General features: G+C 74.3%; 1 protein-coding gene. It reads left to right on the forward strand.

The annotated features are described in order from the left end of the window. The first annotated feature begins 47 nt into the window (after positions 1 to 47). Positions 48 to 17231, forward strand: a complete 17184-nt coding sequence (locus ACMTAK_RS32210) for an SDR family NAD(P)-dependent oxidoreductase (RefSeq protein ID WP_413809415.1) — start codon at positions 48 to 50, stop codon at positions 17229 to 17231. The last annotated feature ends 49 nt before the right edge of the window (positions 17232 to 17280 follow it).

Genomic DNA, 17280 nt, shown 5'->3' on the forward strand with positions numbered 1-17280 from the left:
GGTCCGAGGGCGCAAGGTTTGTGACGAGAAGCATGGGTGAGACTCCAATGGCGGATCAGGACAAGATCCTCGACTACCTCAAGCGGGTAACTGCCGATCTGCACCAGACGCGGCAGCGTCTTCGCGAGGTCGAGTCGCAGGAGCCTGAGCCGATCGCGATCGTCGGCATGAGCTGCCGGTTCCCCGGAGGCGTCACGTCTCCGGAGGAGCTGTGGGAGCTCGTGGCCGCGGGCGGCGACGCCATCGCGGACTTCCCCACGGACCGGGGCTGGGACGTCGACGCGCTCTTCGCCGACGACCCCGACGAGCAGGGCACCAGCTACACCGACAAGGGCGGGTTCCTCGACGGCGCGGGCGAGTTCGACGCCGGGTTCTTCGGGATCAGCCCGCGCGAGACCCTCGGCATGGACCCGCAGCAGCGGCTGCTGCTGGAGACGTCCTGGGAGGCGTTCGAGCGGGCCGGGATCGACCCGGCCACGCTCCGCGGCAGCAAGGCCGGTGTCTTCGTCGGCACCAACGGCCAGGACTACCCCGAGCTGATGCACACGCTGCCGCAGGGCGTGGAGCAGTATCTGCTCACCGGCAACGCCGCCAGCGTCATCTCCGGCCGGATCTCCTACACCTTCGGGCTGGAGGGCCCGGCGCTCACCGTCGACACCGCGTGCTCGGCGTCGCTGGTGGCACTGCACCTGGCCATCCAGGCGCTGCGAGGCGGCGAGTGCTCGCTGGCGCTCACCGGCGGTGTCACGGTGATGAACAGCCCCCGCGCGTTCATCAACTTCAGCCGCCAGCGCGGCCTCGCGCCCGACGGCCGCTGCAAGGCGTTCGCGGACGGCGCGGACGGCACCGGCTGGGGCGAGGGCGTCGGCATGCTGCTCGTCGAGCGGCTGTCGGACGCGCGAAAGAACGGCCACAAGGTGCTGGCCGTCGTCCGTGGCTCCGCCATCAACCAGGACGGCGCGTCCAACGGCCTGACCGCGCCCAACGGCCCGTCCCAGCAGCGCGTCATCCGCCAGGCGCTCACCGACGCCCGGCTCACCCCGGCCCAGGTGGACGCCGTCGAGGCGCACGGCACCGGCACCAGCCTCGGCGACCCCATCGAGGCCCAGGCCCTGCTCGCCACGTACGGGCAGAACCGGGCCGAGGGCCGCCCCCTGTGGCTCGGCTCGATCAAGTCCAACTTCGGCCACACCCAGGCCGCCGCCGGTGTCGCCGGAATCATCAAGATGGTCAAGGCCATCGAGCACGGGGTGCTGCCCAGGACCCTGCACGTCGACGCGCCCTCCCGGGACGTGGACTGGGACGCGGGCGCCGTCTCCCTGCTCACCGAGAACACCCCGTGGCCGGAGACCGGCCAGCCGCGCCGCGCGGGCATCTCCTCCTTCGGTGTGAGCGGTACGAACGCGCACACCGTCATCGAGCAGCCGCCCGCCGAGGACCGCGAGGCCCCCGGTGACGATGACACCACTCCCTCGGAGTGGACCGGCATCGGCGGGCAGGTGCCGCTGCTGGTGTCCGCGCAGAGCGCACCGGCGCTGCGCGCCCAGGCCGAGCGGCTCACCGCCCGGGTGCAGGACGACCCGGGCCTCGGCCTGGTCGACCTGGCCCACTCACTGGCCACCACCCGCGCCGCGCTGGACCACCGGGCCGTGGTCCTCACAGGCGAGGGCGGCCGCGACGAACTGCTGCGCGGACTGGCCGAACTCGCCGACGACGCCCCCACCGGCGGCGTCGTCCGGGGCGAGGTCGCCGAGGGCAAGGTCGCGTTCCTCTTCACCGGCCAGGGCAGCCAGCGCGCCGGGATGGGTCGTGAGCTGTACGCGGCCGTCCCGGCCTTCGCCCGCGCCCTGGACGAGGTGTGCGCCGAGCTCGACCAGCATCTCCAGCGGCCGCTGCGCGAGGTCATGTTCGGCGACGACAGCGGGTTGCTGGACCGCACCGGCTACACCCAGCCCGCGCTGTTCGCCCTCGAAGTGGCGCTGTTCCGGCTGCTGGAGACATGGGGCGTCAAGCCGGACTTCCTCGTCGGCCACTCCATCGGCGAACTGGCCGCCGCCCATGTGGCGGGTGTGCTCTCGCTGGCGGACGCGTGCCGGTTGGTGGCCGCGCGTGGACGGTTGATGGAGGAACTGCCCGCCGGTGGCGCGATGATCGCCGTCCAGGCGTCCGAGGACGAGGTCACGCCGCTGCTCACCGAGCGGGTGTCGATCGCCGCCCTCAACGGGCCGGCGTCGGTGGTCGTCGCGGGTGACGAGGACGCGGCTCTGGAGATCGCGGCGGGCTTCGAGGAGCGGGGCCGCAAGACCAAGCGGCTCACCGTGAGCCACGCGTTCCACTCGCCGCGCATGGACGGCATGCTGGACGCCTTCCGCGAGGTCGCGCGGCAGGTGACGTACGCCCCGCCGGTCATCCCCATCATCTCCAACCTCACCGGCGGTTCGGTCTCCGCCGACGAGATCTGCTCGCCCGACTACTGGGTCCGGCACGTCCGCGAGGCGGTCCGCTTCACCGACGGCGTCCGCCGGCTCGAGGAGTACGACGTCGCCACGTATGTGGAGCTGGGCCCCGACGGGGTGCTCTCCGCCATGGCGCAGGACTGCGTCACCGGCGACGGTGCCGTGTTCGTGCCCGTGCTGCGCGGCGACCGCCCCGAGGCCACCGCCCTGGCCGGCGCCCTCGCCCGCGCCCATGTGCACGGCGTGGCCGTCGACTGGGCCGCCGTCTTCGAGGGCTCCGGCGCCCGCCGCGTCGAACTGCCCACCTACGCCTTCCAGCGCGAGCTGTACTGGCCCGAGCCGCCCGGCCCCTGGACCGGTGACGTCACCGCCGCCGGGCTCGGCTCCGCCGACCATCCGCTGCTCGGCGCCGCAGTGTCGCTCGCCGACGGCGCCGGATTCCTCTTCACCGGACGGCTGTCCCTCCAGACCCACCCCTGGCTGGCCGACCACGCCGTCATGGACACCGTGCTGCTGCCCGGTACCGCCTTCGTCGAACTGGCCATCCGCGCCGGTGACCACGTGGGCGCGGACGTCCTGGAGGAGCTCACCCTCGAGGCCCCGCTGGTCCTGCCCCCGCAGGGCGGCGTCCAGCTCCAGGTGTCCGTGGGCGCCCCGGACGAGACCGGCCGCCGCTCGCTGACCCTGCACTCGCGCCTGGAGGAGGCCCCCGACGGCACCTGGGGCGAGGGCGAGTGGACCCGCCACGCCACCGGTGTGCTCGCCGCCGGGGCCACCACTCCCGACGACAACCTGACCGCATGGCCCCCGGCCGGTGCCACCGAGGTCCCCGTGGACGGCCTCTACGACTGGCTCGCCGGGACCGGATTCGCCTACGGCCCGGTCTTCCAGGGGCTCCAGGGCGCCTGGCACCACGACGACCAGGTGTACGCCGAGGTGCGGCTGCCCGAGAGCGCCCGCGCCGAGGCCGAGCTGTTCGGGCTGCACCCGGCGCTGCTGGACGCGGCCCTGCACGCCGTGGGCATCGGCTCCCTCCTGGAGGACACCGAACACGGCCGCCTCCCCTTCTCCTGGAGCGGGGTCCGGCTGCACGCCGTGGGCGCCGCCACGCTGCGCGTCCGGCTCTCGCCCGCCGGTCAGGACGCGGTGGCCGTACTGGTGACGGACGAGAGCGGGGCGCCCGTCGCCTCCGTCGACTCGCTGCTGCTGCGCCCCGTCTCGCCCGACCAGGTGCACGCCGCGCGCGGGGCCTTCCACGAGGGGCTGTTCCGCGTCGAGTGGACCCCCGCCCCGGTGCCCGCCAACACCACCGTGGTGGCCGGGCAGTGGGCGGTGCTGGGCGCCGAGCACCCCGAGCTCGCCATCGCCCTGCCCACCGCCGCCGGGTACGCCGACCTGGCCGCGCTCGGCGCGGCCGTGGACGCCGGGGCCCCGGTGCCGGAGGCCGTCGTCGCGCCGTTCCTCGCGGGTGACACCGGGCTTCCCGTCGAAACCGCCGTGCGCGAGGCCCTGCACCGCGCGCTGGAGCTGGTCCAGAGCTGGCTCGCCGACGCCCGCTTCGAGGGCTCCCGGCTGGTGATCGCCACCCGTGGCGCCGTGGCCACCTCGACGGACGCCGACACCGAGGATCTGGCCCACGCCCCGCTGTGGGGTCTGCTGCGCTCCGCGCAGTCCGAGAACCCGGACCGCTTCGTCCTGGCGGACCTCGACGGCACCGACGAGTCCTACCGGGTGCTGTCCGCCGCCCTGGCCACCGGCGAATCGCAGCTCGCCGTCCGCGCCGGGACCGTCGTCGTACCGCGGCTGGCCAAGGTCGCCTCCGCCGCCGAGCGGACCGCCCCCGCCCTCGACCCCGAGTCCACCGCCCTGGTCACCGGCGCCACCGGCACCCTCGGCGGCCTCGTCGCCCGCCATCTGGTGGCCGAGCACGGCATGCGCCACCTGCTGCTGCTCAGCAGGCGCGGGGGAGACGCCCACGGCGCCGCCGAACTCGTCGCCGAGCTGCGCGCGGCGGGCGCCGAGGTCACCCTCGCCGCCTGTGACGTGGCCGACCGCGACGCGCTCGCCGGGGTGCTGGCCGCCGTTCCGGCCGAGCACCCGCTGACCGCCGTGGTGCACACCGCCGGTGTGCTGGACGACGGCGTCATCGGCTCGCTGACCGCCGAGCGCGTCGACCGCGTCCTGCCGCCCAAGGTGGACGCCGCGTGGAACCTCCACGAGCTCACCCGCGACCTCGACCTGTCCGCGTTCGTGCTGTTCTCCGCCGCCGCCGGTACCCTCGGCGGCCCCGGCCAGGCCAACTACGCGGCCGCCAACGCCTTCCTGGACGCGCTCGCCCACCGGCGCCGCGCCCAGGGGCTGCCCGCCACCGCCCTGGCCTGGGGCCTGTGGGCCGAGCGCAGCGGGATGACCGGCGACCTGGACGACACCGACATCCAGCGCATCACCCGCGCCGGAGTGGCCGCCCTCTCCTCCGAGGAGGGCCTGGCCCTCCTGGACACCGCCCTCGCCGTGGGCGACCCCACGCTCGTCCCCATGCACCTGGACCTGGCGCCGCTGCGCCACGCCGATGCCACCATGGTCCCCGCGCTGCTGCGCGGCCTGGTGCGGGCCCCCGGCCGCCGCGTGGTCGAGGCGGGCGGCGGCGCGGCCCCCGGCGGCCTCGCCGACCGGCTCCTCGGGCTGTCCGTCCCCGAGCGCGACCGGCTGCTGCTGGAGATCGTCCGCGGCCAGGTGGCCGCGGTCCTCGGCTACGCGGGCCCGGAGGCCGTCGGCTCGGCACGCGCCTTCAAGGAGCTGGGCTTCGACTCGCTCACCGCCGTCGAGCTGCGCAACCGCCTCGGCGCCGTCACCGGCGTACGGCTCCCGGCCACCCTCGTCTTCGACTACCCGACGCCGACCGCGCTCGCCGGTTTCCTGCGCACCGAGATCCTCGGCGACCAGGCCGACGAGGCCGCCGCGGCCCCGGCCGCCACCGTGGCCGTCGCCGACGACGAGCCCATCGCCATCGTCGGCATGAGCTGCCGCTACCCCGGCGGGGTCACCAGCCCCGAGGAGCTGTGGCAGCTGGTCACCGGCTCGGTGGACGCCATCTCCGGCTTCCCGACCGACCGCGGCTGGCAGCTGGAGGGGCTGCTGGGCGACGACCCCGAGCAGACGGGCACCAGCGCCACCATCGAGGGCGGATTCCTCTACGACGCGGGCGAGTTCGACCCCGACTTCTTCGGCATCAACCCGCGCGAAGCCCTCGCCATGGACCCGCACCAGCGGCTGCTGCTGGAGAGCTCCTGGGAGGCGTTCGAGCGGGCCGGGATCGACCCGGCGACCGTACGCGGCAGCAAGACCGGCGTCTTCGCGGGCGTCATGTACCACGACTACCTCTCCCGGCTGACCGCCCTGCCGGAGGGCCTGGAGGGCTACCTCGGCACCGGTACGGCGGGCAGCGTGACCTCGGGCCGGGTGGCGTACACCTTCGGTCTGGAGGGCCCGGCGGTCACCATCGACACGGCGTGCTCGTCGTCGCTGGTGGCGCTGCACCTGGCCGCGCAGGCACTGCGCAACGGCGAGTGCACCATGGCCCTCGCGGGCGGTGTCACCGTCATGTCCACCCCGGACACCTTCATCGACTTCAGCCGCCAGGGCGGGCTGTCGGCCAGCGGCCGCTGCAAGTCCTTCGCGGCCGACGCGGACGGCACCGGCTGGGGCGAGGGTGTGGGCATGCTGCTGGTGGAGCGGCTGTCGGACGCGAGGCGGAACGGTCACAAGGTGCTGGCGGTCGTGCGGGGCACGGCGGTCAACCAGGACGGTGCGTCGAACGGTCTGACGGCACCGAACGGCCCCTCCCAGCAGCGGGTGATCCGTCAGGCCCTGGCGAACGCACGCCTGTCGGCGTCCGAGGTGGACGCGGTCGAGGCGCACGGTACGGGTACGACGCTGGGCGACCCGATCGAGGCGCAGGCGCTGCTCGCCACGTACGGCAAGGAGAAGACCGAGGACCAGCCGCTGTGGCTTGGCTCGATCAAGTCCAACGTCGGCCACACCCAGGCCGCCGCCGGTGTCGCGGGCATCATCAAGATGGTGCAGGCCATGCACCACGGCGTACTGCCCCGGTCGCTGCACCTCGACGAGCCCTCGCCGCATGTGGACTGGGCGGCGGGCGCGGTGTCGCTGCTGAGCGAGGCGCGGGAGTGGCCGGAGACCGGGCGGTCCCGCCGGGCCGGTGTCTCCTCCTTCGGCGTCAGCGGCACCAACGCGCACGTCATCATCGAGCAGGCGCCGGAGACCGAACCGGCCGGGGCCCCCGCGCTTCCGGCGGTTCAGCCGTCCGTGCTGCCGTGGACCGTGTCCGGGAAGAACGCCGACGCGCTGCGGGCACAGGCCGAGCGGCTGCTCGCCGACCTGGAGCGGCGGCCGGACGTCTCCCCGACCGACCTGGCGTACTCGCTCGCGACCTCCCGCGCCGCGCTGGACCACCGTGCCGTCGTGGTCGGCGGCGACCGTGCGGCGCTGATCTCGGGCCTGGAGGCGCTGGCGCGCGGCGAGTCGGCCGCGGGGCTGGTCCAGGGCTCGGTGGCGGAGGGCAAGGTGGCCTTCCTGTTCACCGGCCAGGGCAGCCAGCGGCTCGGCATGGGCCGTGAGCTCTGCGACGCCTACCCGGTGTTCGCGGAGGCGTTCGACGCCGTGTGCGATGAGCTGGACGCGTATCTCGAACAGCCGCTGAAGACCGTGGTGTTCGGGGAGGACGCGGCGGTACTGGACCGGACCGGGTTCACCCAGCCCGCGTTGTTCGCGGTCGAGGTGGCGTTGTTCCGGCTGGTCGAGGCGTGGGGTCTGCGGCCCGATTTCCTCTCCGGGCACTCCATCGGTGAGCTGGCCGCCGCGCATGCGGCGGGTGTGCTGTCGTTGGCCGACGCGGCGAAGCTGGTGGCGGCGCGTGGGCGGTTGATGCAGGCGCTTGCCGAGGGTGGCGCGATGATCGCGGTGCAGGCGTCGGAGGACGAGGTGGCGCCGCTGCTGAATGAGCGTGTCTCGATTGCCGCGCTCAACGGGCCGTCGTCGGTGGTCATCGCGGGTGATGAGGACGCGGCTCTGGAGATCGCTTCCGGTTTCGAGGCGCGGGGCCGTAAGACCAAGCGGCTCACCGTGAGTCATGCGTTCCACTCCCCGCGCATGGACGGCATGTTGGACGCCTTCCGCGAGGTGGCGCAGGGGCTGTCGTACGAGGCCCCGCGCATCCCGATCGTCTCCAACCTGACGGGCGAGCTGGTCTCCGCCGAGGAGATCACGAACCCCGAGTTCTGGGTGCGCCACGTCCGCGAGGCCGTCCGCTTCCTCGATGGCGTACGGACGTTGGAAGCCCAGGGCGTCACCACCTACCTCGAACTCGGCCCCGACGGTGTCCTCACCGCCATGGCGCAGGAGTGCGTCACCGACGCCGACGCGGCCGGTTTCGCCGCCGCGCTGCGCAAGGACCGCGCCGAGGCCGAGACCGTCGCCACCGCCCTCGCCGCCCTGCACGTCCGTGGGGTGACCCCGGACTGGGCCGCGTACTTCGCCGGGACCGGCGCCCACCGCGTCGACCTGCCGACCTACGCCTTCCAGCACCGCCGCTTCTGGCTGACGTCCCCCGCGGGCTTCGTGGGCGACGTCGAGTCGGCGGGTCTGGACCGGGCCGACCACCCCCTGCTGGGCGCGGCCGTGCCGCTGGCGGACTCCGACGGCTTCCTGTTCACCGGCAGGCTCTCCCTCGAAAGCCACCCGTGGCTGGCCGACCACGCCGTCATGGGCACCGTTCTGCTGCCCGGCACCGCCTTCGTCGAACTGGCCATCCGCGCCGGTGACCAGGTGGGCTGCGACCGGCTGGACGAGCTGACGATCGAGGCGCCGCTGGTGCTGCCCGAGCGCGGCGCGGTCCAGCTCCAGATCGTCGTCGGCGCCCCGCGGCAGGACGGGCACCGCACGCTGGAGCTGTACTCGCGGGCGCAGGACGCGCCCGCCGAGATGCCGTGGATCCGGCATGCGAGCGGTGTGCTGGTGGCCGGTGGCCCGCGGCCCTCGTTCGACCTGACGGCGTGGCCGCCGCAGGGCGCCGAGCCCGCCGAGGTCGAGGGGCTCTACGAGCACCTGGCGCGGGGCGGCTTCGCGTACGGGCCGGTGTTCCAGGGGCTGACGGCGGCCTGGCTGCGCGGCGACGAGGTGTTCGCCGAGGTGCGGCTGCCGGAGGACCGCAAGGCCGACGCGGGCGGGTTCGGGCTGCACCCGGCGCTGCTGGACGCCGCGCTGCACAGCACGTTCGCCCGCGCGGGCGGCGATGAGCAGGGGCGGCTGCCGTTCTCCTGGAGCGGGGTGTCGCTGCACGCGGTGGGCGCCGACGCGCTCCGGGTCCGGCTGACCCCGGCCGGTGCCGACGGCGTGTCGCTGGAGCTGGCCGACGGCACGGGTGCCCCGGTGGCCTCGGTCGAGCAGCTGGCGCTGCGCCCGGTCTCGGCCGGGCAGCTCGCCGAGGGCCGCTCCGCCGCGTACCACGAGTCGCTGTACCGGCTGGACTGGGCCACCGTGCCGATGTCCACCGAGAGCCCGGCCGCGTCGTGGACGGTGCTCGGCGAGGGCGCGCCCGCCCCGCTGACCTCCGGTGCGGCGATCCACGCCGACCTGGACGCGCTGGCCGCGGCCGGGGACGCGCCCGCGTACGTCCTGGCCTGTCTCGACCCGCGCGGCGCCACCGGGGACGAGGTGACCGCCGCCGTCCACACCGCCACCCAGCGGACGCTGGCGCTCGTCCGGGCGTGGCTGGCCGACGACCGGTTCGCCGCGTCCCGGCTGGTGCTCGTCACCCGGGGCGCGGTCGCCACCGCGGGCGACGCCGGAACCCACGACCTGGCGCACGCCCCGGTGTGGGGTCTGGTGCGCTCGGCGCAGTCGGAGAACCCGGACCGGCTGGTGCTGGTGGACCTCGACGGCACCGACGCCTCCTACGAGGCGCTGGGCGCCGCGCTCGCCTCCGGCGAGCCGCAGTTCGTACTGCGCCGGGGCGCCGTGCACGCCCCCCGGCTGGCGCGCACCGCCGCCGCCGGGCCCATGGTGCCGCCGCCCGGAGAGCCGGCCTGGCGGCTGGACATCCAGGACAAGGGCACCCTGGAGAACCTCACCCTGCTGCCCAGCCCGGAGGCCGCCGCGCCGCTGGAGGCCGGGCAGGTGCGGGTCGCGGTCCGGGCCGCCGGTGTGAACTTCCGCGATGTGCTCAACGCGCTCGGCATGTACCCGGGTGACGCCGGCCTGATGGGCAGCGAGGGCGCGGGAGTCGTCCTCGAAACCGGCCCCGGGGTCACCGACCTGGCGCCCGGCGACCGGGTGATGGGCATGCTGCCCGGCGGCTTCGGCCCGCTGGTGGTCGTCGACCGCCGCATGATCGTGCCGATGCCGGAGGGCTGGTCGTACGCCCAGGCCGCGTCCGTGCCGATCGTCTTCATGACGGCCTACTACGCGCTGCGCGACCTGGCCGGCCTCCGGGGCGGGGAGTCGCTGCTGGTGCACGCCGCCGCCGGTGGTGTCGGCATGGCCGCCGTGCAACTGGCCCGCCACTGGGGCGTGGACGTCTACGCCACCGCCAGCCGGGGCAAGTGGGACACGCTGCGCTCGCTGGGGCTGGCCGACGACCGGATCGCCTCCTCCCGCGACCTGGCCTTCGAGGACACGTTCCGCGAGGCCAGCGGCGGTCGCGGCGTGGATGTCGTACTGGACTCGCTGGCCCGGGAGTTCGTGGACGCCTCGCTGCGGCTGCTGCCGCGCGGCGGCCGGTTCGTCGAGATGGGCAAGACCGACGTCCGGGCGCCGGAGGAGGTCGCCGCCGCCTACCCCGGCGTCTCCTACCAGGCGTTCGACCTCACCGAGGCGGGCCTGGACCGCATCCAGGAGATGCTGGGCGAGCTGCTTGAGCTGTTCCGGCAGGGCGCGCTGCGGGCGCTGCCGATCACCGCGTGGGACCTGCGGCAGGCCCCGGACGCGTTCCGCTACCTCAGCCAGGCCCGCCACATCGGCAAGGTCGTGCTCACCGTGCCCGCCCCGTGGAACCCGGACGGCACCGTGCTGATCACCGGCGGCACCGGCACCCTGGGCGGCCTGGTCGCCCGGCACGCGGTCACCGAGCGCGGCGTACGCCGCCTGGTGCTCACCAGCCGCCGCGGTGAGCAGGCCGCGGGCGCGGCCGAGCTCGCCGCCGAACTGCGCGAGCTGGGCGCCGAGGTCACCATCGCCGCCTGCGACGCGGCCGACCGGGACGCGCTCGCCGCCGTCCTGGCCGACATCCCCTCGGTGCGTCCGCTGACCGCCGTCGTGCACACCGCCGGGGTGCTGGACGACGGGGTGATCGACGCGCTGACGCCGGAGCGGCTGGAGAAGGTGCTGCGCCCCAAGGTGGACGCGGCCGTCAACCTGCACGAGCTGACCCGTGACCAGGACCTGGCCGCGTTCGTGCTGTTCTCCTCGGCGGCGGGGACGTTCGGCGGCCCCGGTCAGGCCAACTACGCGGCGGCCAACTCCTTCCTGGACGCCCTGGCCCGCCACCGCCAGTCCCAGGGCCTGGCCGCCACCTCGCTGGCCTGGGGCCTGTGGGCCGAGGCCAGTGGGATGACCGGTGAGCTGGAGGCCACCGACAAGTCCCGGATGACCCGCTCCGGGGTGCTGGGGCTCTCCTCCGACGAGGGCCTGGCGCTGTTCGACGCCGCCCAGGAGGTGGGCGACGCGTTCCTGGTGCCCATGCAGCTCGACCTGGCGCCGCTCACCGGCGCGCCCATCGAGATGGTGCCGCCGCTGCTGCGCGGCTTGGTGCGCGGCGGTACGACCCGCCGCACCGCCGAGTCGGGCGCGGCCGGGGACGGCCCCTCGCTGGTGGAGCGGCTGGTCCGGCTGGACGCGGCCGAGCGCGAGCAGACCCTGCTCGACCTGGTGCGCGCCCAGGTGGCCGTGGTGCTCGGCCATGACTCGCCGGACGCGGTGGAGGCCGGCCGGGCCTTCAAGGACCTCGGCTTCGACTCGCTGACCGCGGTGGAGTTCCGCAACCGCCTCGGCGGCGCCGCCGGGCTGCGGCTGCCCGCCACGCTGGTCTTCGACTACCCGACGCCGACCGCGCTCGCCGGATATCTGCTGGAGGAGCTGCTCGGCTCCGAGGCGGCGGCGGCCGTGCCCGCGCGGGCGGAGGGCCCGGCGGGCGCCGGGACGGACGAGGACGACCCGATCGCCATCATCGCGATGAGCTGCCGCTTCCCCGGGGATGTGCGCACCCCCGAGGACCTGTGGGAGCTGCTGGCCGAGGGCCGGGACGGCATCGCCCGGCTGCCGGAGGACCGGGGCTGGGACCTCGACGCGTTCTACGACCCGGACCCGGACCGGCCCGGCACCTCGTACGCCCGCGAGGGCGGCTTCACTTACGACGCCCACCACTTCGACCCGGCGTTCTTCGGCATCAACCCGCGCGAGGCGCTGGCCATGGACCCCCAGCAGCGGCTGCTGCTGGAGACCACCTGGGAGTCCTTCGAGCGGGCGGGCCTCGACCCGGGGGCGCTGCGCGGCAAGCAGGTCGGTGTGTTTGTCGGCCAGATGCACAACGACTACGTGTCCCGGCTGCACACCGTCCCCGAAGGCGTCGAGGGCTACCTCGGCACGGGCGGCTCCAGCAGCATCGCCTCCGGCCGGGTGGCGTACACCTTCGGCTTCGAGGGCCCGGCCGTCACGGTCGACACGGCGTGTTCGTCGTCGCTGGTGGCGCTGCACCTGGCGGCGCAGGCGCTGCGCAACGGCGAGTGCACGATGGCGCTCGCGGGCGGTGTCACCATCATCACCACCCCCGACGTCTTCACCGAGTTCAGCCGCCAGCGCGGCCTGGCCAGGAACGGCCGCTGCAAGCCGTTCGCGGCGGCCGCCGACGGCACGGCCTGGGGCGAGGGTGTGGGCATGCTGCTGGTGGAGCGGCTGTCGGACGCGAGGCGGAACGGTCACAAGGTGCTGGCGGTCGTGCGGGGCACGGCGGTCAACCAGGACGGTGCGTCGAACGGTCTGACGGCGCCGAACGGCCCGTCGCAGCAGCGGGTGATCCGTCAGGCGCTGGCGAACGCGGGTCTGTCGGCGTCCGAGGTGGACGCGGTGGAGGCGCACGGTACGGGTACGACGCTGGGCGACCCGATCGAGGCGCAGGCGCTGCTGGCCACGTACGGCAAGGAGAAGACCGAGGACCAGCCGCTGTGGCTGGGCTCGATCAAGTCCAACTTCGGCCATACGCAGGCCGCCGCCGGTGTCGCGGGCATCATCAAGATGGTGCAGGCGATGCGGCACGGTGTGCTGCCGAAGTCGCTGCACATCGATGAGCCGTCACCGCATGTGGACTGGGCGGCGGGCGCGGTGTCGCTGCTGAGCGAGGCGCGGGAGTGGCCGGAGACCGGGCGTCCGCGCCGGGCCGGTATCTCGTCCTTCGGCATGAGCGGCACCAACGCGCACGCCATCATCGAGCAGGTGCCGGAGCCCGAGGAGGCCGAGGCTTCCGCGCCGCCGTCGGGCGTGCCGTCCGTGCTGCCGTGGGTGCTGTCCGCCAAGACCCCCGAGGCGCTGCGCGCCCAGGGGGCCCGGCTCCGCGCCCATGCGGCCGACCGCCCCGAGCTGTCCCTGGCCGACCTCGGCCACTCCCTGGCCACCTCCCGGGTGCTCTTCGAGCACCGGGCGACCCTCGTCGCCCGGGACCGGGACGCCTTCCTGGCCGGTCTCGACGCCCTCGCCGAGGGCCGCACCACGACCGGGCTGGTCGAGGGCGCGGTGGCCGAGGGCGGCAAGCTGGCCGTCCTGTTCACCGGCCAGGGCAGCCAGCGGCTCGGCATGGGCCGCGAGCTCCACGACGCCTACCCGGCGTTCGCCGAGGCGCTGGACGAGGTGTGCGACGCGCTGGACCCGCACCTCGAACGGCCCCTGAAGACGGTGATGTTCGGGGACGACGCGGAGCGGCTGGACCAGACCGGCTTCACCCAGCCCGCGCTGTTCGCGATCGAGGTGGCGCTGTTCCGCCTGGTCCAGGCGTGGGGCGTGAAGCCGGACTTCCTCTCCGGCCACTCCATCGGCGAACTCGCGGCGGCCCATGTGGCCGGTGTGCTCTCGTTGGCCGACGCGGCGAAGCTGGTGGCCGCCCGTGGGCGGTTGATGCAGCGGCTGCCGGACGGTGGCGCGATGATCGCCGTCCAGGCGTCCGAGGACGAGGTGACCCCGCGGCTCGGCAAGCGTGTGAGCATCGCGGCCGTCAACGGCCCGACCTCGGTCGTGGTCGCGGGCGACGAGGACGCGGCACTGGAGATCGCGGCGGCCTTCGAGGCGGAGGGCCGCAAGACCAAGCGGCTCACGGTCAGCCACGCGTTCCACTCGCCCCATATGGACGGCATGCTGGACGCCTTCCGCGAGGTGGCGCTGGGGCTGACGTACCAGGCCCCGCGCATCCCGATCGTGTCCAACCTGACCGGGAAGGTGGTCTCCGCCGAGGAGATCATGACGGCTGACTTCTGGGTGCGCCACGTCCGGGAGGCCGTCCGCTTCCTCGACGGTGTCCGGACGATGGAGGCCCAGGGCATCACCACCTACCTCGAGCTGGGCCCCGACGGTGTCCTGACCGCCATGGCCCAGGACTGCGTGACCGACGCCGACGCGGCCGCCTTCGCCGCCGCGCTGCGCAAGGGCCGCCCCGAGGCCGAGACGCTGCTCACGGCGATCGGCACCGCCCATGTCCGGGGCGCCGCCGTGGACTTCGGTCCGCTGTTCGCCCCGTACGGCCCGCGGCTGGTCGATCTGCCGACGTACGCCTTCCAGCGCCGCTCGTTCTGGCTGGACGCCGGACCCGCCGGCGGGGACGCCACCGCGATCGGCCTGCACGCGGCGGGCCACCCGCTGCTGGGCGCCGCCGTGGAACTGCCCGACTCGGACGGCATCGCCTTCACCGGACGGCTCTCCCTCCAGACCCAGCCCTGGCTCGCGGACCACGCCGTCATGGGCACGGTGCTGCTGCCCGGCACCGCCTTCGTGGAACTGGCCCTGCGCGCCGGGGACCACGCGGGCTGCGACCGCCTGGACGAACTCACCCTGGAAGCCCCCCTGATCGTCCCCGACCAGGGCGCCCTCCAACTCCGCCTCTCCCTCGCCGCCCCCGACGACACCGGCCGCCGCGCGCTCACCCTGCACTCCCGCGCCGAAGGCGCCCCGACGGACGAACCGTGGCTGCGCCACGCCACGGGCGCGTTGGCGGCGGGCACGGTGGAGACTCCGTTCGACCTGACCGCCTGGCCGCCCGCCGAGGCGGAGCGCATCGACACCGACGGCCTGTACGAGGGCCTGGCCGAGGCGGGCTTCGCCTACGGCCCGGTCTTCCAGGGCCTGACCGCCGCCTGGCGACGCGGCGACGAGGTGTTCGCCGAGGTACGCCTGCCGGAGGACCGCACGTCCGACGCCGCCGCGTTCGGCCTGCACCCGGCGCTGCTGGACGCCGCACTGCACGCACTGGGCCTGAGCGCGTCCGAAGAGGGCAACGGCCAGGGCCGCCTGCCCTTCTCCTGGACCGGAGTATCCCTGCACGCGGTGGGCGCGTCGGCCCTACGAGTGCGGCTGGACGGCACGACCACAGGCACGGTGACCCTGGAGCTGGCCGACACAACGGGCGCTCCGGTGGCATCGGTCGGGGGCCTGGCCCTCCGCACGATCTCCCCGGACCAGCTGAGCGCCACCCGCCCGGGAGCCGCGTCCGACTCCCTCTTCCACCTGGACTGGCTCCCGGCCCCGGCCCAGCCCACCGACGTCACCCCCAACCGGTGGGCAGCAGTAGGCCCGGACACCCTGGGTCTCCAGACCTACGCGGATCTGGACGCACTGGCAGAGGCGGTCGCCTCCGGCACGCAGCTCCCGGAATACGTCGTGGCCGACCTGACAGCCCCGGGCCGGGCACATCAAGCCCGTCCGGTGCTTGAGGACCGGGGTCCGGGGGCGGAGCCCATGGTTTCGGGAAGGGGCGGGATTGGGGAAAACCCCTCGCCCGCCGAGACGGCGCACCAGGCCACCACCCACACCCTGGCCCTCCTCCAGAAGTGGCTGACCGAAGACCGCTTCGCAGCCGCCCGCCTGGTCATCCTCACCTCAGGAGCCGTAAGCACCGGCACGGACACCGCCCCCGCCACCGACCCGGCCCAAGCCGCCATCTGGGGCCTGGCCCGCTCCGCCCAAGCGGAGAACCCGGACCGCATCGTCCTCGTGGACACCGACGCCAAGGGCAAGCCCCAGGACACCCTGGCCACCGCCCTGGCAACGGGCGAACCCCACGTCGCCCTCCGCGACGGCGCCCCCCGGGCGCCAAGGCTGGCCAGGGCCACCGTGGCGACGGCGACGGAGAACCAGGCGCCCGAGTGGAACGCGGACGGCACCGTCCTCCTCACCGGCGCCACCGGCACCCTGGGCACCCTCCTGGCCAAGCACCTGGTCACCGAGCACGGCGTACGCCACCTCCTCCTGCTCAGCCGCCGCGGCGAAACCGCCCCCGGCGCCGCCGAACTCACCACCGAACTCACCGAGCTGGGCGCCGACCCCCACTGGGCGGCCTGCGACGCCGCCGACCGAAACGCCCTCGCCGAGGTCATCGCGAACATTCCCGCCGACCACCCCCTCACCGCCGTGATCCACACGGCAGGCGTCCTGGACGACGGGGTGATCGGTTCGCTCACCCCCGAGCGCATGGCTACCGTCCTCCGCCCCAAGGCACACGCGGCGTGGAACCTCCACGAGCTGACCCAGGAGGCGGACCTGTCCGCGTTCATCCTGTTCAGCTCGGCCGCAGGCGTCTTCGGCGGCCCCGGACAGGGCAACTACGCGGCGGCCAACGCCTTCCTGGACGCCCTCGCCCAGCACCGCCGCGCGGGCGGCCTGCCCGCCACCTCCCTCGCCTGGGGCCTGTGGTCGGTGGCCGGAGGCATGGGCGGTGAGCTGGACGAGGCCGAGATCGCCCGCATCCGGCGCGGCGGGGTCGGGGTACTCACGGCCGAGAGCGGCATGGAGCTGTTCGACGCCGCACAGGGCGTCGCACAGAACTCGGACGAGGCCCTCCTCGTACCGCTGCCGCTCGACATGGCCGCCCTCAGGGCACAGGCAGGGAGCGGCATGCTGCCCGCGCTCTTCCGCGGCCTCGTGCGGGCCCCCGCCCGCCGCGCCGCCGAGTCCGCGGCGGCCGCCGCGGCCGGTGCCGAGGCGCTGCGCGAACGGCTCGCCGGGCTCTCCGAGCCCGAGCGCGAGGAGGTGCTGCTGGAGCTGGTGTGCACCCAGGTGGCGGCCGTCCTCGGCTACCCCGGCCCGGAGACGGTCGACCCGGCCCGCTCGTTCAGTGAGGTCGGCTTCGACTCGCTCACCGCGGTCGAGCTCCGCAACCGTCTCAACGCGACGACCGGAGTCCGCCTCCCGGCGACGCTGGTCTTCGACTACCCGACCCCGGGCGCACTGGTCGAGTACCTCAGGGGCGAGATCCTGCCGGACGACGCGTCGGCGGTCACCTCGCTGCTCGCGGAGCTCGATGGGCTGGAGAGGTCCCTGGCCCTGGCCGGAGCCGCCCCGGACGACGAGGGCCGGAGCAGGGTCACCGCGCGGCTTCAGGCCCTGCTCGCGCAATGGAATGACAACCGAGGACCGGAAGACGGCGCCGGAGTCGCCGAGGAACTGGAGTCCGCCACGGACGACGACCTCTTCGACTTCATCGGCAAGGAATTCGGGATCTCCTGAAGTGACCGCAGCCGGCGCGAAGTGACAAGGCCTTCCGGATTCCTCGAGA

Source organism: Streptomyces lacaronensis (assembly GCF_047337785.1).
GTDB lineage: Bacteria > Actinomycetota > Actinomycetes > Streptomycetales > Streptomycetaceae > Streptomyces > Streptomyces lycopersici.